This window comes from Pseudomonas indica NBRC 103045, from assembly GCF_002091635.1.
Lineage (GTDB): Bacteria > Pseudomonadota > Gammaproteobacteria > Pseudomonadales > Pseudomonadaceae > Pseudomonas_M > Pseudomonas_M indica.
In genome coordinates this window covers 1-18,148 of the sequence record NZ_BDAC01000039.1, presented here as the reverse complement: position 1 = coordinate 18,148, position 18,148 = coordinate 1, and the positions used below count along the sequence as shown (strand labels likewise).

The following is an 18,148-nucleotide window of genomic DNA, read 5'->3' as shown; positions in this document are numbered from 1 at the left end:
CGCCTCAACTAGCCCGCTCAGGACTCCAGCCACCATAATTGCCCCCTCCTCCCGCATCAGGAATGACAAACATGGACCGTTCCCACCGGCTCCCCACCTGGATATCCGTTTTCGTACTCGCCTGCGCCAGCCTGAGTCAGCCAGCCTGGGCCAAAGATGCCCAGCCGTGCAGCGGAGAGTTGCTTCACTCCCTCGGCAGGCAACTGGGCCAGGAGGGGTGGAACGTACCTGGCGAGTCGGAAGGCCGGGTCATCGCCGCGGCCTGCAAGCGCTGGCCGGACGACCCGGCGCAGACCGTCGTGGCGGTCGCCTATCTCGATTCGACGGACGATGCGCCACCCGGCGAGCGCTCTCCTCGCCTGCTACTGAGCAAGGTGGAAGGGGTGTCCGGCATGCTCCGGGAGCGCTACGAGACGCGCCTGGAGGAGGATGCAGCCACTGAGGTCGATAGCGGCAGCCTGTGGCTGGATACCGCGCGCTATCACCTGGCTCCCGGCGTGCGGGCGTTCGGTGTGGTGTTCCGCAGCGTCGCCCGTGGCGCCAGTTGCCCGGACGGGGGGTTTGACGATCTGCTCACTCTGGTGGTGCCCGACGCCGGCCAATTGCGCCCAGTGTTTTCCACCTACCTCAGCCAGTGGACGACGGTGAAAGGCACATCCTGCGTTTCGGACAGCGGTTTCGAGATGGAGGTCTCGCGCCTCACTCTCGGTATCGGCCCGAACCGCTCCAACGGCTACGCGGACCTGATCGTGACCTCGCGGGTACGCAACGATTTCGAAGGCGGTAATGTGCTGCGCACCGTCAGCGAGACGGTTCGCTATGACGGCACCCGCTATCCGTTCGAGGAATTTTCCAATTTCTGGCAACGGCAGTAAGTGAATTCCTGGCAGCCGTGCTCGGCTTTCTGAACGAGCCGGCCTTGCGCACTCAGCGAAGCTGAAACAGCTCCTGGTGGAAGTCCGCCGGGTCCAGGCCATGGTCCACCAGATCGTCACGCAGCGCTGTGCCGAAGCCGGGCGGGCCGCAGAACCAGAAGCTCGCGTCGCGCCAGTCCGGCAGTTCCTCGCGGAGCCGCTCGCCGCTGAGGCGGCCATTCTGGTCGGCGATCAGCAGGTGCAGCCTGACCCCGGCCGCCTCCGCATCGGCGCGCAGTTTGCCGATCGCCTCGGGCGAATACTGCCCGGTGGGATGGAACAGGTCGATGAGGTGCTGGCGGTCCGGCGTTCGGGCGAGTTGCTTCATACGTGCGACGAAGGGCGTGATGCCGATGCCGGCGCCGATCCATATCTGCCGCGCCTTGCGGTCCTCGAAGGTGAAGCAGCCATAGGGTCCCTCCACCGTCACGACGGAACCCACCTCGAGGGTATGCGGCAGGCGACGGGTATGGTCGCCAAGCGCCTTGGTGATGAAGGTGATCCGCGGCTGCCGGGCATCCCAGGCCGAAGCGATGGTGTACGGGTGCGCGCCTTCGCGCCGGGAAGAGGTCACGAAGGCGAACTGCCCGGCCTGGTGTCCCGCCCAACCCGGTTGCAGGTCGATGCAGGTTTCCAGTACATCCAGCTCCGGGTAGTGGATCAGCGAGCGGATCGCGCCCTTCACCTTGCGTCCGGCGCCGATGCCCTTGGCCAGCGACCGGAATGCCGCGAGGCTGCCGCCGAGCATCAGCAGCGCCATGAGCAGGCCGACCGGCTGGGTCCAGTAGTCGACCTCGATCAGCACCACAGAGTGGAACACCAGCACGAGGTAGAGCGCGGCCAGCAGCCTGTGCGTCTTGGCGAACCAGTGGTAGGGAAAGCGCTTGGCCAGGGCCAGTACGAGCAGCAGCGCCATGACATAGAACGCCCATTCGCCGAGCGTCTCGGCCAGCCCGCGCTGGCTACGCAATAGCTGCTCCAGGGTACCCAGGCTTTGCCCACCGCCCTGCCCGCGCGCCGGACGGGTCAGCCAGCCCCAGCCCACCGCCCATTTGGTGCCCTGGGCCCATAGCCAATGGACGGTGCCGAACACCAGTGCGCCGATGCCGAGCCACTTGTGCAGCCGGTACATCTTGTCCAGGCCGCCCAGCCAGCGCTCGGGCATGCGGGGACGGACGGCCAGCAGCATGGCCACGCTCATCGCCGCCATGGCCATGACGCCGGTGTACTGCACCAGCACATGGCGCAGGGAGAAGTAGGTCAGCGGTTGCGGCAGGAAGGTATCGGCGAGCGCCCAGAACAGCGTCATGCCGATCAACAGTGCCCACAGGGCGATCTTGATGTTTTTCATGCGAGATGCCGGAAGAGACCGTCGGGATACGTCACGCTTGGTTCGGTTCTTCTTCCTTCACCTCGATCACTTCGATGCCCCAGTCGCCGAACTGGTACCAGTCCTCGCCCATCATTTCCGCCGGGTGCATGGTACGGGTGGTGCCGTTGCCGCAGGCAAGGTCGCTGGTCGGGCAGTAGCGGTCGCAGCCCCAACAGATGCGCTCGGGGTGGCTGGGGTTGAGGGGAAATTTCTTCGCCATGTCGGGCCCTCCCTTGGGTAGAGGTAGACCCACCATAGACCGACGGGTCAGGAACGGCCTTGACCTCGCTCAACTCCGAGGGAGATGGCGTAGAACCGTCGCCGCGCCATCCGTGGCAGTGCGACAGTCCATCCAGCGCGCGCAGTCTATCTGTCTCGGAGACGTTCGTCGCGTGGAGAAATGTTTCAGGGCGATCAATGACTTACCCTGAATTCACCGTTTGTTTTCTGACGCATAGGTCCAGCCTTGATCGTGATCATGCAGGTGTGTCGATGGGCGAATCGATTCGCCCGCGGCTTCGCCGGTACACCCATAAAAAAGCCCGGTCGGGGCACCGGGCAAACGCTCACCTCGGTCCGCTCAGGTGCCGGTGGGCGAGACGATGATCTTCACGTTGTGTTCCTTGTTGTGCACCAGTTCCTCGAAACCCTGGCTGACGATCTGCTCCAGACCGATGCGGCCGGTGACCAGGGGGGCGATGTCCAGGCGGCCGTCGGCGATGAAGGCGATCACGTCGGCGAATTCGCCGTTGTAGGCCAGCGCGCCGATCACCTGTTTTTCGGTGGCCACCAGTTCGAAGAAGTTGAACTCGCTGGGTTCTTCGAAGATGCCCACCAGCACGCAGGTGCCGGCCTTGCGGATGGTGTCGATGGCCAGCTTGGCGGTGCGCTTGTTGCCGATGCACTCGAAGCTGACGTCCGCTCCCAGCCCGCCGGTGAGCGCGCGGATTTCGGCGAGGACGTCACACTCGTTGGGGTCGAGCACGTGGCTGACACCCACCTCCTTCGCCTTGGCCTTGCGCGCCGAGGACATTTCCAGGGCGATCACCTGTGCCGCGCCGGCCGCCTTGGCACACATGATGGTGCACAGCCCGATGGTACCGGCGCCGACCACCACCACATTGCGCCCGAGCAGGCTGCCGGCCTTCTTCACCGCATGCATGCCCACCGCCAGCGGCTCGATCAACGCGCCGGCCTCGCTGGGGAAGTCCGCCGGCAGCTTGTAGAGCAGGTTGGCCGGCACGTTCACCCATTCGGCAAAGGCGCCATTGTTCATCAGGCCGGTGAAGGCCAGGTTCTCGCAGAGGTTGTACAGGCCATGGGTGCAGTAGTAGCAGGTGCCGCAATGCTGGCAGGCATCGGCAGCGACCCGCTCGCCCACGGCGAAGCCCTGCACGCCGTCGCCGAGCCGGGCGATCTCGCCACAGAACTCGTGGCCGAGGATGCACTGACCCTTGATGCCGGTGAGCGGGTGCGGCGCCTCCACTGGAATGAACACCGGCCCGGCGAGGTATTCGTGCAGGTCCGAACCGCAGATACCGCACCAGTGCACACGGATCTGCACCCAACCGGGCGGCGGGTCGCCCGGCAGCGGGACGTTTTCCACGCGGATGTCGTTACGGCCGTGCCAGACCGCCGCACGCATGCTGGCGGTATCGATAGAAGCTGTCATGACTCATCTCCACTCAAGCTGACCAAACCCCGGCCACCAGGCGGCCGGGGCATTCCCTTCATTGCGCCTGGAGAAACGCCTGGACCAGGCCGTTGACCCGCTCCGCCGCCTCCATCTGCACCATGTGCGCCTGGCCGGGGAGAATCTCCACCTGCGCCGGCAACCCCTCCGCGTGGCGGGCCGGGATGATGGCGTCGTCGGCGCCCCAGACCACCAGCACCGGGCGCTCGCCCTGCTCCACCACCGGGCGCAGGTCGATGCGCTGGCGACCCTCGGCGAACAGTTCGGCAGTCAGTTGGCGCAAGGCGGTATCGACACCTTCGAGGCGCTTGTACTTGAGCATGTCTTCCAGCATCTGCCGGGTGACCAGCGCCGGATCGGAGAAGAGTTGCGCCAGTTGCGGTTTCAGCGCGTTGCGGTTGGCCGCCTCGACGAAGCCCTGCAGGTAGGCGCCATTGATTTCCGGGCCCAGGCCGGCACTGGCGATCAGCACCAGCGAGCGCACCCGCTGCGGTGCCAGGCGCGCGGCGTTCAGCGAGACGGCGCCGCCCATGGAATGCCCGGCGAGGTGGGCGCGCTCGATGTCCAGGTGGTCGAGCAGCGCCAGCACGGTGCGGCTCAGTTCGTCCAGATCGCCCTGTTCCAGTGTCTTCGTCGACTCGCCATGCCCCGGCAGGTCGAGGGCGATCACCCGGCGCTCGGCGGCCAGCGCCTCGTGGTTGAACAGCCAGTTGTTCAGGTCGCCGCCGAAACCGTGCACCAGCACCAGCGGCGTACCGCCCTCGCCGCGGTCGAAGAAGCGAATGCTGCGGCCGTCCAGCTCCACCTTGCGCGGCGCCGGGCCGGCCTCTTCGCCCTCCTCGCCACCAGGCACGAATTCGGCCTGGAAGCGCTCGACCACCGCGTCGATCTCGGCATCGCTCACCTCGCCTTCCACCACCACCGCCAGCAGCGCGCCCACCGGCAGGGTCTCGTCCTCACGGGCCACCTTGCGCCGCAGCACGCCGGAGAATGGCGCCTCGACGCTGCTGGAAATCTTGTCGGTCTCGACGTCGAGCACGTCCTCGCCCTTCTCGATGAGATCGCCCTCGTTCTTCAGCCAGGCGTCCACCCGGCCCTCGGTCATGGACAAGCCCCACTTGGGCATGGTCAGGGTATGGATCTGGCTCATGCCACCTTCCTCCCTTCGATCACCCGGCGCACTTCGGCTTCGATCTTCGCCGCATCGGGGATGTACAGGTCTTCCAGCGCATCGGAGAACGGCACCGGCGTGTGCGGCGCGGTGACCAGGCCGATGGGGGCACGCAGCGCACCGAAGGCATTGCGCGCCACCAGGGCGGCGATGTCGGTGGCCATGGAGCAGCGCGGGTTGGCTTCGTCGATCACCACCAGGTGGCCGGTCTTCTCCACGCTTTCCAGGATGCTGTCTTCGTCCAGCGGGCTGGTGGTGCGCAGGTCCAGCACTTCGCAGTCGATGCCCTCGCGCGCCAGGCGGCCGGCCGCTTCCATGGCCACGTGGACCATCCGGCCGTAGGTGACCAGCGTCATGTCATCGCCTTCGCGGAGGAAATTCGCCTCGCCGAAGGGCACCGTGTAGAGCTCTTCCGGCACCTCGCCCTGCATGCCGTAGAGCAGCTTGTGCTCGCAGAAGATCACCGGGTCGTTGTCGCGGATCGCCTGGATCAGCAGGCCCTTGGCATCGTAGGGCGACGACGGGCAGACCACCTTCAGACCAGGGATGTGCGTCCACAGCGCGGTGAGCATCTGCGAGTGCTGGGCGGCGGCGCGCAGGCCGGCGCCGACCATGGTGCGCAGCACCAGCGGGGTGACCGCCTTGCCGCCGAACATGTAGCGGAACTTGGCCGCCTGGTTGAGGATCTGGTCCAGGCAGCAGCCGGCGAAGTCGACGAACATGAGTTCGCACACCGGACGCATGCCCTGGGTCGCCGCACCGACGGCGGCACCGACGTAGCCCACCTCGGACAACGGGGTGTCCAGCACCCGGCCGGGGAACTGGTGGTAGAGCCCCTTGGTCACGCCCAGCACGCCGCCCCAGGCGTCCTGCTCGCCCGGCGCACCGGCGCCGCCGGCGTTGTCTTCGCCCATGATGAAAACGCTGCTGTCGCGGCGCATTTCCTGGGCCAGGGCCTCGTTGATCGCCTGCTGGTAGCTGATTTTTCTCGCCATGATGATTGTCCTTCGCTATTCGTTCGGTGATCAGGGATAGGCCACGTACACATCGGTCAGCAGGTCGGCCGGCTGCGGTTTCGGGTCGGTCTTGGCGCGGCGCACCGCGTCGTCGATCTGCGCCTCCACCTCGTTGTCGATGCGGTCCAGTTGGGCGGCGTCGAGCAGGCCGGCACGGGTGGTGCGCTCGCGGAACTGCATCAGGCAGTCGCGCTGCTCGCGGTAGTGCTTCACCTCGTCGGGATCGCGGTAGGTCTGGGCATCGCCTTCGAAGTGGCCGTAGTAGCGGGTCAGCTTCACTTCGATCAGCGACGGCCCCTCGCCGGCCCGGGCGCGCTCGATGGCGGCGCCGGCCGCCTCGTGGACGGCGAAGAAGTCGAAGCCGTCCACCGTCACGCCGGGCATGCCGAAGCCGGCGGCGCGGTCGGCGATGTGGTCGCAGGCCACCGACCAGTTCGAGGCGGTAGCCTCGGCATAGCCGTTGTTCTCGGCGACGAAGATGCACGGCAGGTTCCATACCGAGGCCAGGTTCATCGCCTCGAACACCGCGCCCTCGTTGGAGCCGCCGTCGCCGAAGAAGGCCACCGCCACGCCCCGGCTGCCCTTGAGCTTGGCAGCCAGCGCGGCACCGGCGGCGAGCGGAGCGCCGGCACCGACGATACCGTTGGCGCCGAGCATGCCCTTCTCCAGGTCGGCGATGTGCATGGAGCCGCCCTTGCCCTGGCAGACGCCGGTCTTCTTGCCATAGATCTCGGCCATCATCCCGTGTACGTCCACACCCTTGGCGATGCAGTGGCCATGGCCGCGGTGGGTGGAGGCGATGCAATCCTCGTCGGTGAGGTGCGCCATGACGCCGGCGGCGGATGCCTCCTCGCCGGCGTAGAGGTGGACGAATCCGGGAATCTCGCCGGTGGCGAACTCCACGTGGAGCCGTTCTTCGAAGGCACGGATGGTACGCATGACCCGGTAGGCATGCAGCAACTGGTCAGCGGACAGGTGAGTGGACATCTTGTTTTTCTCCGGGGTTGTCTTCAGGGAAACGGTTGACGGGGTGTTGCGGGTGATCGCGGCCGACACGCAAAAGGCGATGGCGCGCCGCGTAGGCCAGGGCCGCCTCGACGTCGATGCTCAGCGGGCCATAGGCATCCAGGGTGACGGTGGGGCGGTCGGCCGGGCCGAACTCGATCTCGCGCTCGCCATCCAGCGCCAGGGTTCCGCAGCCGAGCGCCAGCGAACGCGGCACGCCGGGCTCCAGCGGCCCCGCCGCGACCACGCCGCAGCCCTCCAGCAGGCCGGGGGCAAGCGGCGCCAGCAGCGCTTCGCTGGCCTCGGGGTGCAGGCGCATCCAGGCTCCGCCCGGAGCCTGGCGCGACACCGGGAACCACAGCCCGCAGAGTGCCGACAGGCCGATGGCCCAGGGCTCGGCGAAGGTCACGAAGACTTCCGCCAGGTCCTCCGCGCGGCTGATGGCACGGGCACCGATGAATGGCAGCGGCGATACCGCGACATCCACCAGAGCCCACTCGCACAGCCCCCGCTGGGGCTCGCGTACCAGCAGGCGCTTGTTGCGGCGCAGGCCGATCTCGGGCGGGATGCGGCCGCTGGCGCAGAGCCCGCCAGCCAGTCCGGCGCTGGTGGCCTCGCGCAATTCGGGGAAGGCATTGTTGGTGCCGGTGGAAAGGGTCAGCAGCGGGATGTCGCCGACCTCGGCGGCCACCGCCTTGTGCGTACCGTCGCCGCCGAGCACGGCGATCAGCGCGACGCCCCGTTCGGCCATCCGGCGCGCCGCCAGACGGGTGTCCTCGACGCTCTGGCGCAGCGGGATATCCAGGAACTCGACCTCCGGCCAGTGCCCTCGCGCCTGGCGGCTGTCGCGGGCCTTGAGCACGGCGGCGGCGATGCCGGTCATGTCCGGCGGCATCAGCACCCGTTCGATGCCGGTGGCACCGAAGGCGCCGAGCAGGCGCTGTACCACCGCCGCCTTGTCGGTGCTGGAAAACAGTCCGGCCTTGGCGGTCAGGCGGCGCAGGTCGCGCCCGGAAGCCGGGTTGGCGATGATCCCGACGGTCAGCGGAATACGGCTCATGGCGGGCGAACGCTCGGCCATGCCACACCTCTCTTGTTCTTGTTCGGAGGTCCGACGCTCACTGGCGCCGGTGTCGGGAGGGCTTGAGCAAGGCCGGTGCCAGATCGCACCAACTTCGCCGCAAATCCCCATGGCAGAGCGGCTCCGCTGGATTGGCAGGAAGATGGGCGAAGGCGCCGGATGAGACGCCGCATTTCACTTTGCCGGGCCGCCAGGCGAGACACTGAGACGCAGCGTCTCATCCGTGCCGTTCAGCCACGCCGCGCTTGTCCGAGCGCCGGGGACGGCGCTTAATGAGCGCACAAGAACAAGATGCAGAGAGGGAGGCCCATGCTTTCCGCACACTCGAAAGCCCACGTGGATTGCGTCAGCCGCGTGTTGAAGAACGCCGCCCGGCTGCCCGAAGCGCCGGTGCCGTCGCTGATCCTCGACTCCTGGCGCCGCTCGATGGAGCAGTACCGCCTGGACCCCGGCTCCCTGCAGGGGCCGCGCATCCTGTCCCAGCCCCAGCTCAACGAATGCCGGGAGCGCTCCGAGCTGTTCCTGCGCATCGCCAGCGAGGAAGTCGCCCGCCTGCACGGTCAGGTCCGCGGCGCCGACTATTGCGTGCTGCTCACCGATGCCCACGGGCAGACCATCGACTACCGCGTCGAATCGGCGATCCGCAACGACTGCCGCAAGGCCGGCCTGTACCTCGGCACCTGTTGGTCGGAGGGCGAGGAAGGTACCTGCGGCGTCGCCGCCGTGCTGGTCGGCGGCGTACCGGTGACGGTGCACAAGCGCGATCACTTCCGCGCCGCCTTCATCGACCTCACCTGCTCCGCCGCGCCGGTGTTCGACCCGCAGGGCGAACTGCTCGGCGTGCTCGACGTCTCCGCCGTGCGCTCCCCCGACGACCGCCGCAGCCAGCACCTGATCCGTCAGATGGTGGCGCAGAGCGCGCGGCAGATCGAAAACGCCTACTTCATGCACAGCGCCCAGGGTCATTGGGTGCTGCGGGCGCACAGTGCGCCGGGCTACGTGGACAGCCAGCCCGACTTTCTCTTCGCCTGGGACGACGACGGCCGCCTGCGGGCGCTCAACCCGGCGGCCCGGCGCTACCTGCAACAGCGGCTCGGCCAGGTACCGGAACATATCGGCGAAGTGTTCGACCTGGACACGCTGCACGCCGCCGCCGACGAAGCACCGCGCATCCTCCGCGGGCGTGGCGCCGACGCCGAACTGCACGTACGCCTGAGCGCACCGCGCCGGACCAGCCGGACGGTGCGGCGGCCTGACACCGAAGCCGCCGAGCTGGACCCGCGCATCGCCGAGAGCCTGCGGCTGGCGGTGCGGGTCAAGGACCGCCACCTGCCGGTGCTGATTCAGGGCGAGACCGGCGTCGGCAAGGAAGTCTTCGCCCGTCAGCTCCACCAAGCCAGTGCCCGCCGCGACCAGCCCTTCGTCGCACTGAATTGCGCCGCGATCCCGGAGAGCCTGATCGAGAGCGAACTGTTCGGCTACGTCGCCGGTGCCTTCACCGGCGCCTCCAGCAAGGGCATGCGCGGGCTGCTGCAACAGGCCGACGGCGGGACACTGTTCCTCGACGAGATCGGCGACATGCCCCTCGGCCTGCAAACCCGCCTGCTGCGCGTGCTGGCCGAAGGCGAAGTGGCGCCCCTGGGCGCGTCGCGCCGGGAGAGCGTGGACATCCAGGTGATCTGCGCCACCCACCGCGACCTGGCGGCCCTGGTGGCGGCCGGAGAATTCCGCGAAGACCTTTACTTCCGCCTCGGCGGCGCCTGCTTTCAATTGCCGCCGTTGCGCGAACGCAGCGACCGGCTGGCCCTGATCACCCGCCTGCTGGACGAGGAAGCAGCGCGCTGCGGCGTGCGCGTCGGCCTCAGCGCCGCCGCCCTCGAATGCCTGCTCGGCTACCGCTGGCCGGGCAACGTGCGCCAGCTACGCCACGTGCTGCGCTACGCCTGCGCGCTGTGCAGCGGCACCTCGATCCAGTTGGAAGACCTGCCGCCGGAGTTGCGCGGCCACGGTACGCCGCCCACCGCCCCCGGCGACGTCTGCGACGACCCGCAGCGCCAAGCCCTGCTGGATGCCCTCATCCGCCATCGCTGGAAGCCCATTCCCGCGGCGCGGGCGCTGGGCATTTCGCGGGCGACCCTGTATCGCCGGGTGCACCGCTACGGCATCGACATGCGCGGCTGACGACGGCTCCGTACCTCCGTAGCCCGGATCAGCCTTGGCGCAATCCGGACTACGGGTGTGCAAGCCGCGCCCACCTTCAGCCCTCGTAGGCAACGTGGACCTGGCTGATCAGGATCTGCGGCGGGATATCCGTGTAATTGGCGACATCGGCCATCAACGGTTGCCCGCCAGCCGTCATCGCCGCCTGGAACGCGGCAACGTCGTCGAAGAGCATGTGGGCCGCCGCGACCACCGGGGCCGGGTTACCGGCGGCGTCGGACAGCACCTGGTCGATCTCCAGCCGGCGCAGGCCATGCGCACCGAGGTGCTCGCGAATCAGCGCGGCATGCCGGTTCTGGTAGTAAGCGTGGTCGAAACGCGCGCCTTCGCGGGCGGCATAGGAGACGGTGACGCGAATCATGGCTACTCCTTGGAAAGGTCCTCGATGAGCCGACACGACGAAGCGGCCGGCCAGTCACCATAGCACTGCTTCCGCCCCTCGGTCGGAACATGGCGCAGTGCGCAGTCCCGATCGACGCTTGATGTGGATCAATGGCCCGGATGAGCCATGCTGTAAGTTCGACCCATCGTCGAAAAGGAATCGCGGAATGACCTGGTTTCGCAACCGCCTGCCGCAGTTGATACGCCTGGCCCTGATGCTCTGGCTGTTGGCCTTTGCGGTGGCCGCGGGCCAGGGTTGCCTGAGCCAGCCGTCGCATGATCCGGGCGCCAGCCATGCGCTGTTCGAGCACATCGAGCCTGACCATGGCCACGCGGCGCACGCCAGCGGTTGCCTGCAATTCTGCGAAGACACCTCCGTGTCGCTGCTGTCCTCCCTGTCCCTGCTCTCCCTCGGCCACGCCCTCTGGGCGGTACTGTTGCTGCCCGCGCTGCTGATCGTCGCGCGCAGTACCTCGCCGTTCGCCTTCCTCGCCTTGCAGCTTCCGGCGCCGTCGGCGCCCCCTGCCCGTCTGCGCTTCGTTCGCTTCAACGATTGAAACCCTCCCCGGCGTGCCGGAATTTTCCGGCCGCCCTACCCGGCTGCGCTGCATGCAGGCGGCCGGATATTTGCTGTCCTTCACTCTCTGGAGATTCGCCATGAACGCACCCGTCAAAGCACTCGTCGCCGCCCTCTTGATCGGCAGCCCGCTGTTTGCCCTGGCCGTCGACGAACACCACCCCGAACAGGCTCCGGCGGCACCGACCGACACCGCCCCCGCGCAGGATCAGGCCATGACCGAACAGATGCAGAAAATGCAGGCCATCCACGACAGGATCGCCGCCGCCAAGACGCCGGCCGAGCGCCAGGCCGCGATGCAGGAGGGCATGCAGGCGATGCGGGAAGGCATGACCATGCTGCAGAACAATTGTCCGGGAATGGGTATGGGAATGGGCATGTCCGGCGGCAAGAGCGGGGGTATGGGCGGCGGCATGGGAATGATGAACATGATGATGAAGATGATGGATCAACAGTCGGACATGATGAAGCAGCCGACCAACCCTTGAACCACGCCGGAAGTTCCCGGCCGTAGCGGCGTGCACGCCGCGGCGGCCGGGGCTTTCCGGCCCGGGAGCAGCCATGAACCCTTCCTCCACCCCGCCCCCACCGTTCTGGCGCAGCCGGCCCGGCATCGTGCTGGGCATGCTGCTGGTCATCGCCCTGTTCTACCTGGCCCGCGAGCATTACGGCCATCTGTCCCAGGCGCTGCCCTATCTGATTCTGCTGCTGTGCCCGCTGCTGCACCTGTTCGGCCACGCCCATGGTGGCCATCACTCCAAGGACGGCGACAGGAACTGACCATGCACAACCATGAGCATCACCACCACGCGCCAACCGCTCCGATGGTGGTCGAGCCCCCGGCAGCCGACGAAGGCGAATACACCTGCCCGATGCACCCGGAGGTCCGCCAGCGCGGTCCCGGCACCTGCCCCAAGTGCGGCATGACCCTGGAACCGGTGCTGCCCGAGCTGGAGCAGGAGGAGAACCCGGAACTCAAGGACTTCAGCCGGCGCTTCTGGTGGACCCTGCCGCTGACCGTGATCGTCACCCTGCTGGCCATGGGCGGACACGCCCTGAACCTGTTCCATGGCACCACGCAGAACTGGGTCGAGCTGATCATCGCCGCCCCGGTGGCGCTCTGGGCCGGCTGGCCGTTCTACGTCCGCGGTGTGCGATCAGTCATCCAGCGCAGCCCGAACATGTGGACGCTGATCGGTCTCGGTACCTCCGCCGCCTTCCTCTACAGCCTCGCCGCAACCCTGGCGCCCGGCGTGTTCCCGGTCACTTTCGAAGTGGACGGCCGGATCGGCGTGTATTACGAGGCGGCGGCGGTGATCATCTCGCTGACCCTGCTCGGGCAGATGCTCGAACTCAGGGCCCGCTCGCAGACCTCGGCCGCCATCCGCTCGCTGCTCGGCCTCGCGCCCAAGACCGCGCGCCGGATCGCCACCGACGGCAGCGAAGAGGACATTCCACTGAGCCATGTACACAGCGGCGACACCCTGCGCGTACGCCCCGGCGAGAAGGTACCGGTCGATGGCGTGGTACTGCAGGGCGAAAGCGCGGTGGACGAATCCATGCTCACCGGCGAGCCGTTGCCGGTAATGAAGCGGGCCGGCGACGCGCTGATCGGCGCCACCCTCAATACCCACGGCAGCCTGGTGATGCAGGCGCAGAAGGTCGGCTCGGCGACCATGCTCGCGCAGATCGTGCAGATGGTGGTACAGGCGCAGCGCTCCAAGGCGCCGATGCAGCGCCTGGCGGATGTGATCGCCGGCTACTTCGTCCTGGCGGTGATCGCCATCGCCGTCCTCACCTTCTTCGGCTGGGGCCTGTGGGGGCCGCAGCCGAGCTGGGTGTTCGGCCTGATCAACGCCGTGGCGGTGCTGATCATCGCCTGCCCCTGCGCCCTCGGCCTGGCCACGCCGATGTCGGTGATGGTCGCCACCGGCAAGGCCGCCGGCAGCGGCGTGCTGTTTCGCGATGCGGCGGCCATCGAGAACCTGCGCAAGATCGACACCCTGATCGTCGACAAGACCGGCACCCTCACCGAGGGCCGCCCGGCCTTCCACAGCGTCGAGGCCGTCGCCGGCTTCAGCGAGGACGAGGTGCTGCGCCTCGCCGCCAGCCTCGACCAGGGCAGCGAACACCCGCTGGCCCACGCCATCGTCGAGCGGGCCCGCAGCGCCGGCCTGGCCTTGAGCGCGGCGGAAGACTTCGAGTCCGCCTCCGGCATCGGCGTGCGCGGGCAGGTCGATGGCCATCGCCTGCAACTGGGCAACACCGCGTTGATGGCCGACGCCGGCGTGGCCACCGACGCCTTGCAGGCCCGGGCCGAGCAATTGCGCGGCGACGGCACCAGCATCATGTACCTGGCGGTGGATGGCCGCCTGGCGGGCCTGCTGGCAGTGGCCGACCCGATCAAACCGACCTCCCGGCTGGCGGTGGAGCGCCTGCAGGCCGATGGTGTGCGCGTGATCATGGCCACCGGCGACGGCCTCACCACTGCCCGCTCGGTCGCCCGCCAGCTCGGCATCGAAGAAGTCCACGGCGAGGTCAAGCCGCAGGACAAGGAGCGCCTCGCGGCCAGCCTGCAACAAGCCGGACACCGCGTGGCGATGGCCGGCGACGGCATCAACGACGCCCCCGCCCTGGCCCGAGCCGATGTCGGCATCGCCATGGGCACCGGCACCGACGTGGCGATGAACAGCGCCCAGGTGACCCTGGTCAAGGGCGACCTGCTGGGCATCCTGCGCGCCCGCAGCCTGTCGGTGGCCACCGTACGCAACATGCACCAAAACCTGACCTTCGCCTTCGCCTACAACACCCTGGGCATCCCCTTGGCCGCCGGGCTGCTGTACCCGCTGACCGGGCACTTGCTGTCGCCGCTGATCGCCGCCCTGGCGATGAGCGTCAGCTCAGCCTCAGTGGTGTTCAACGCGCTGCGCCTGCGCCGGGCGACCATCGAATGAGTGAATGGAACGCGTGCTCAAGGACGAGCACGAAGCCTACTTAAATAACAAAACAGAATAAATAAATTTATATTTATTCTTTTTAATTTGAACCGCGCCTGTACATAGTGAGCCCTCCCAACACACTCACACCGCAGGAGCACCCCATGAGCCTCAGACTCGGCGATACCGCCCCCGACTTCGAACAGGATTCCAGCCAGGGCCCGATCCGTTTCCATGAGTGGCTGGGCGATAGCTGGGGCGTGCTGTTTTCCCACCCCGCCGACTTCACCCCGGTGTGCACCACCGAGCTGGGTTTCACCGCCAAGCTGAAAGACGAATTCACCGCCCGCAACGTCAAGGCCATCGCCCTCTCGGTGGACCCGGTGGACTCGCATGTGCGCTGGATCGATGACATCAACGAAACCCAGGGCACTACAGTCAACTTCCCGATCCTCGCCGACGCCGACCGCAAGGTGTCCGACCTTTACGACCTGATCCACCCGAACGCCAGCGATACCCTCACCGTGCGTTCGCTGTTCGTCATCGACCCGAACAAGAAGATTCGCCTGATCATCACTTACCCGGCCAGCACCGGACGCAACTTCCATGAGATCCTGCGGGTCATCGATTCACTGCAACTCACCGACTCGCACAAGGTGGCGACACCGGCCAACTGGCAGGACGGCGACGACGTGGTGATCATCCCTTCGCTGAAGGACGAAGACGAAATCCGCCAGCGCTTCCCCAAAGGCTACCGCGCCGTGCGCCCCTACCTGCGGCTGACCCCGCAACCGAACAAGTGAGGCGCCGCGATGCATGTCGTCCTGCTTTCCGGCAGCCCCTCGGCGCGCTCGCGCAGCGAGTTGCTGCTGGGTCGCGTGCGTGAGCGGCTGGAGGCGCGGCAGGTGGAAACCAGCCTGCTGCGGGTCCGCGATTTTTCCGCCGAGGACCTGCTCCACGCCCGCTTCGACAGCCCCGCCGTGCAGCATCTGCAGACGTTGATCGCCAGCGCCGACGGCCTGGTGGTCTCGACGCCGGTGTACAAGGCCTCCTTCGCCGGCGCGCTCAAGGTGTTGCTCGATCTGCTGCCGGAACGCGCCCTGGCGCACAAGGTGGTCCTGCCACTGGCCAGCGCCGGCAGCCAGGCCCATCTGCTGGCGGTGGACTATGCGCTGAAACCGGTGCTGGCGGCACTCAAGGCCCAGGAGCTGCTCGCCGGCGTGTTCGCCACCGACGGGCAGATCGCCTACCCGGACGGCGGCCTGCCGGCGCGTTTCGATGAAGAACTGGGCGCGCGCCTGGACGAAGCGACGGAGCAACTGCTCGCCGCCCTCGCCCGCCGACCGCGGCCGCTGGAAGCCCACCTGTTGAACGAACGGCTGGCAACGGCCCGTTGGAGTATTTAAAGCAGCTACGAGCGGCAAGCTATAAGCCTTCAAGCCAAAGCCCATCGGCTTACCGCTAGAAAAAGCCTTACTGGCCCGCCAACGGGCAAGCAGGAATCCCTGACACACAGCAAAGGAGAGGCGCCATGCGCACCATCACTTTGCGTCGGAGTCTGGTCGCCCTGTTTGCCGCGGCCCTGTCTTTCGGCGCACTCACCCACGCACAGGCCGAACCCCTGCGGATCGGCTACCAGAAATACGGCAGCCTGGTGCTGCTCAAGGCCAGCGGGACGCTGGAGAAGCGTCTCGCCGACAAGGGCATCGAGGTGCAGTGGACCGAGTTCCCGGCCGGCCCGCAGTTGCTCGAAGGATTGAACGTCGGCTCCATCGACTTCGGCACCACTGGCGAGGCACCGCCGATCTTTGCCCAGGCGGCGGGGGCGGACCTGCTCTACGTCGCCTATGAGCCGCCGGCACCCAGCGGCGAAGCCATCCTCGTGTCCAAGGACTCGCCGCTCCGCTCGGTGGCCGAGCTGAAGGGCAAGAAGATCGCTCTCAACAAAGGCTCCAACGTCCACTACCTGCTGGTCCGCGCGCTGGAAGACGCCGGCCTGTCGATCCGTGACGTCACCCCCGTGTACCTGCCGCCTGCCGACGCCCGCGCCGCCTTCGAACGCGGCAGCGTGGACGCCTGGGTGATCTGGGACCCGTTCCAGGCCGCCGCCGAGCACCAGTTGCAGGCGCGTACCCTGCGCGACGGCAGCGGACTGGTGAGCAACCACCAGTTCTACCTGGCCGCCCGGCCCTATGCCGAACGCCACCCCGAGGTAATCGCCGTGCTGGTGGAGGAAATCCGCGCCATCGGCGAGTGGACCCGCGCCAACCCCGACGCCGCCACCGAGCTGGTCGCACCGTTGCTCGGACTGTCCACCGAGATCACCCGCCAGGCGGTGCTGCGCAAGGGCCATGGTGCCCGGTTCCTCGATACGCGCGTGATCGCCGAGCAACAGCGCATCGCCGACACCTTCGCCACCCTCAAGCTGATCCCGAAACCCGTGAGTATCGCCGAGCGCGTCTGGACGCCCCCGGCCCAGGCCACCGCCGCGCGTACCGCTCTCTAAGAGAACAAGGAGAATTCCCATGAGCCTCAACGTGTTCTGGTTCCTGCCCACCCATGGCGACGGTCACTACCTCGGCACCGCCGAAGGTGCCCGCGCGGTCGACCACGGTTACCTCTCGCAGATCGCCCAGGCCGCCGACCGGCTCGGCTTCGGCGGCGTGCTGATCCCCACCGGCCGTTCCTGCGAGGACTCCTGGCTGGTCGCCGCCTCGCTGATCCCGGTGACCCAGCGCCTGAAATTCCTGGTCGCGCTGCGCCCCGGCGTCGTCTCGCCCACCGTGGCCGCGCGCCAGGCAGCAACCCTGGACCGGCTGTCCAATGGCCGGGCGCTGTTCAACCTGGTCACCGGTGGCGACCCGGACGAACTGGCCGGAGACGGCCTCGACCTGTCCCACGCCGAGCGCTATGAAGCCTCGGTGGAGTTCACCCGCATCTGGCGCCGCGTGCTGGAGGGCGAGGTGGTGGATTACGCCGGCAAGCACCTCCGGGTGAAGGGTGCCAAGCTGCTTTACCCACCGATCCAGCAACCGCGCCCGCCCCTGTACTTCGGCGGCTCCTCGGACGCGGCGCAGGACCTCGCCGCCGAGCAGGTGGAGCTGTACCTGACCTGGGGCGAACCACCGGTCGCGGTCGCCGAGAAGATCGCCCAGGTACGCGAGAAAGCTGCCGCCCAGGGCCGCCAGGTGCGCTTCGGCATTCGCCTGCACGTCATCGTCCGGGAAACCGACGAAGAAGCCTGGCGGGCCGCGGATCGCCTGATCAGCCACCTGGACGACGACACCATCGCCCGCGCCCAGGCCTCCCTCGCACGCTTCGACTCGGTGGGCCAGCGGCGCATGGCCGCGCTGCACAACGGCAAGCGCGACAAACTGGAAGTCGCCCCCAACCTCTGGGCCGGCGTCGGCCTGGTACGCGGCGGCGCCGGCACCGCCCTGGTCGGCTCAGGGGCGACCGTGGCCGAACGCGTCCGCGAATACGCCGACCTGGGCATCGACACCTTCATCTTCTCCGGCTACCCGCACCTGGAAGAAGCCTACCGCGTCGCCGAACTGCTGTTCCCACACCTGGACCTGGCCCAGCCCGGCCAAGCACCGGCACGTGGCTACGTCAGCCCGTTCGGCGAGATGGTCGCCAACGACATCCTGCCCAAGACGGCGGCGGCGAGTTGAAGGGGTGGGGAGTGAGGAGTGAGGAGTGAGGAGTGAGGAGTGAGGAGCAGTGGGCCGCGCTCTCCCAAGCATCTCAACCAGAATCAAGCCCCGCGCGCCCCCCCTCTT

18 protein-coding genes are annotated in these 18,148 nt (G+C 67.6%); 10 read left to right on the top strand and 8 right to left on the bottom strand.

What is annotated here, in order from left to right; all coding sequences use genetic code 11:
- Positions 1 to 71: 71 nt before the first annotated feature.
- Positions 72 to 875: a PA3715 family protein gene (locus PIN01S_RS25725; protein WP_084339761.1), complete on the top strand. Its 804-nt coding sequence runs from the start codon at positions 72 to 74 to the stop codon at positions 873 to 875.
- A 52-nt stretch (positions 876 to 927) separates the two neighbouring features.
- On the opposite strand, the gene PIN01S_RS25720 is transcribed toward PIN01S_RS25725, so the two are convergent.
- The 7 genes from PIN01S_RS25720 to PIN01S_RS25690 form a co-directional block, all read right to left on the bottom strand.
- Positions 928 to 2,265 carry a ferredoxin reductase family protein gene (locus PIN01S_RS25720; RefSeq protein WP_084339760.1) on the bottom strand — a complete coding sequence of 446 codons (1,338 nt, stop codon included), beginning with the start codon at positions 2,263 to 2,265 and terminating at the stop codon, positions 928 to 930.
- A gap of 31 nt (positions 2,266 to 2,296) precedes the next feature.
- Entirely contained in the window at positions 2,297 to 2,506 is a 210-nt protein-coding gene (locus PIN01S_RS25715) for a DUF3079 domain-containing protein (protein ID WP_084339759.1), read from the bottom strand.
- Between the two features lie 360 nt (positions 2,507 to 2,866).
- Positions 2,867 to 3,931, bottom strand: a complete 1,065-nt coding sequence (locus PIN01S_RS25710) for a 2,3-butanediol dehydrogenase (protein WP_244506041.1) — start codon at positions 3,929 to 3,931, stop codon at positions 2,867 to 2,869.
- 85 nt (positions 3,932 to 4,016) lie between these two features.
- Complete coding sequence (locus PIN01S_RS25705) at positions 4,017 to 5,129, bottom strand: acetoin dehydrogenase dihydrolipoyllysine-residue acetyltransferase subunit (RefSeq protein ID WP_084339757.1); 1,113 nt, start codon at positions 5,127 to 5,129, stop codon at positions 4,017 to 4,019.
- A complete protein-coding gene (locus PIN01S_RS25700) occupies positions 5,126 to 6,145 on the bottom strand; it encodes an alpha-ketoacid dehydrogenase subunit beta (protein ID WP_084339756.1) in 1,020 nt (339 codons plus the stop codon). The genes PIN01S_RS25705 and PIN01S_RS25700 overlap by 4 nt, the downstream gene beginning before the upstream one ends.
- Positions 6,146 to 6,175: 30 nt before the next feature.
- Positions 6,176 to 7,153 (bottom strand): thiamine pyrophosphate-dependent dehydrogenase E1 component subunit alpha, encoded by a 978-nt coding sequence (locus PIN01S_RS25695; RefSeq protein WP_084339755.1) that lies wholly within the window; start codon positions 7,151 to 7,153, stop codon positions 6,176 to 6,178.
- Entirely contained in the window at positions 7,131 to 8,231 is a 1,101-nt protein-coding gene (locus PIN01S_RS25690) for an ATP-NAD kinase family protein (RefSeq protein ID WP_084339764.1), read from the bottom strand. Before PIN01S_RS25690 ends, PIN01S_RS25695 begins: the two co-directional genes overlap by 23 nt.
- Positions 8,232 to 8,561: 330 nt before the next feature.
- On the opposite strand from PIN01S_RS25690, the gene PIN01S_RS25685 reads away from it, so the two are divergent.
- On the top strand, positions 8,562 to 10,433 hold the full coding sequence (locus PIN01S_RS25685; RefSeq protein WP_084339754.1) for a sigma-54-dependent Fis family transcriptional regulator: 1,872 nt from the start codon (positions 8,562 to 8,564) through the stop codon (positions 10,431 to 10,433).
- Between the two features lie 76 nt (positions 10,434 to 10,509).
- On the opposite strand, the gene PIN01S_RS25680 is transcribed toward PIN01S_RS25685, so the two are convergent.
- Positions 10,510 to 10,833 (bottom strand): EthD family reductase, encoded by a 324-nt coding sequence (locus PIN01S_RS25680; RefSeq protein ID WP_084339753.1) that lies wholly within the window; start codon positions 10,831 to 10,833, stop codon positions 10,510 to 10,512.
- Between the two features lie 187 nt (positions 10,834 to 11,020).
- Here PIN01S_RS25680 and PIN01S_RS25675 point away from each other — a divergent pair, with 187 nt between their 5' ends.
- The 8 genes from PIN01S_RS25675 to ssuD all read left to right on the top strand — a co-directional run bounded on the left by PIN01S_RS25675 (position 11,021) and on the right by ssuD (position 18,040).
- Entirely contained in the window at positions 11,021 to 11,410 is a 390-nt protein-coding gene (locus PIN01S_RS25675; RefSeq protein WP_084339752.1) for a hypothetical protein, read from the top strand.
- Between the two features lie 100 nt (positions 11,411 to 11,510).
- Positions 11,511 to 11,918 carry a hypothetical protein gene (locus PIN01S_RS25670; protein ID WP_084339763.1) on the top strand — a complete coding sequence of 136 codons (408 nt, stop codon included), beginning with the start codon at positions 11,511 to 11,513 and terminating at the stop codon, positions 11,916 to 11,918.
- Between the two features lie 73 nt (positions 11,919 to 11,991).
- Positions 11,992 to 12,210 carry a DUF2933 domain-containing protein gene (locus PIN01S_RS25665; RefSeq protein ID WP_084339751.1) on the top strand — a complete coding sequence of 73 codons (219 nt, stop codon included), beginning with the start codon at positions 11,992 to 11,994 and terminating at the stop codon, positions 12,208 to 12,210.
- Positions 12,211 to 12,302: 92 nt separating this feature from the next.
- Positions 12,303 to 14,384 (top strand): copper-transporting P-type ATPase, encoded by a 2,082-nt coding sequence (locus PIN01S_RS25660; RefSeq protein WP_342029070.1) that lies wholly within the window; start codon positions 12,303 to 12,305, stop codon positions 14,382 to 14,384.
- 146 nt (positions 14,385 to 14,530) lie between these two features.
- Positions 14,531 to 15,169, top strand: a complete 639-nt coding sequence (locus tag PIN01S_RS25655) for a peroxiredoxin (RefSeq protein WP_084339750.1) — start codon at positions 14,531 to 14,533, stop codon at positions 15,167 to 15,169.
- Positions 15,170 to 15,178: 9 nt separating this feature from the next.
- Positions 15,179 to 15,772: an NADPH-dependent FMN reductase gene (ssuE, locus tag PIN01S_RS25650; protein ID WP_084339749.1), complete on the top strand. Its 594-nt coding sequence runs from the start codon at positions 15,179 to 15,181 to the stop codon at positions 15,770 to 15,772.
- Positions 15,773 to 15,897: 125 nt separating this feature from the next.
- On the top strand, positions 15,898 to 16,872 hold the full coding sequence (locus PIN01S_RS25645; protein ID WP_084339748.1) for a sulfonate ABC transporter substrate-binding protein: 975 nt from the start codon (positions 15,898 to 15,900) through the stop codon (positions 16,870 to 16,872).
- Between the two features lie 19 nt (positions 16,873 to 16,891).
- Positions 16,892 to 18,040, top strand: coding sequence for an FMNH2-dependent alkanesulfonate monooxygenase (ssuD, locus tag PIN01S_RS25640; protein ID WP_084339747.1), 1,149 nt, complete (start codon positions 16,892 to 16,894; stop codon positions 18,038 to 18,040).
- Positions 18,041 to 18,148: the final 108 nt, after the last annotated feature.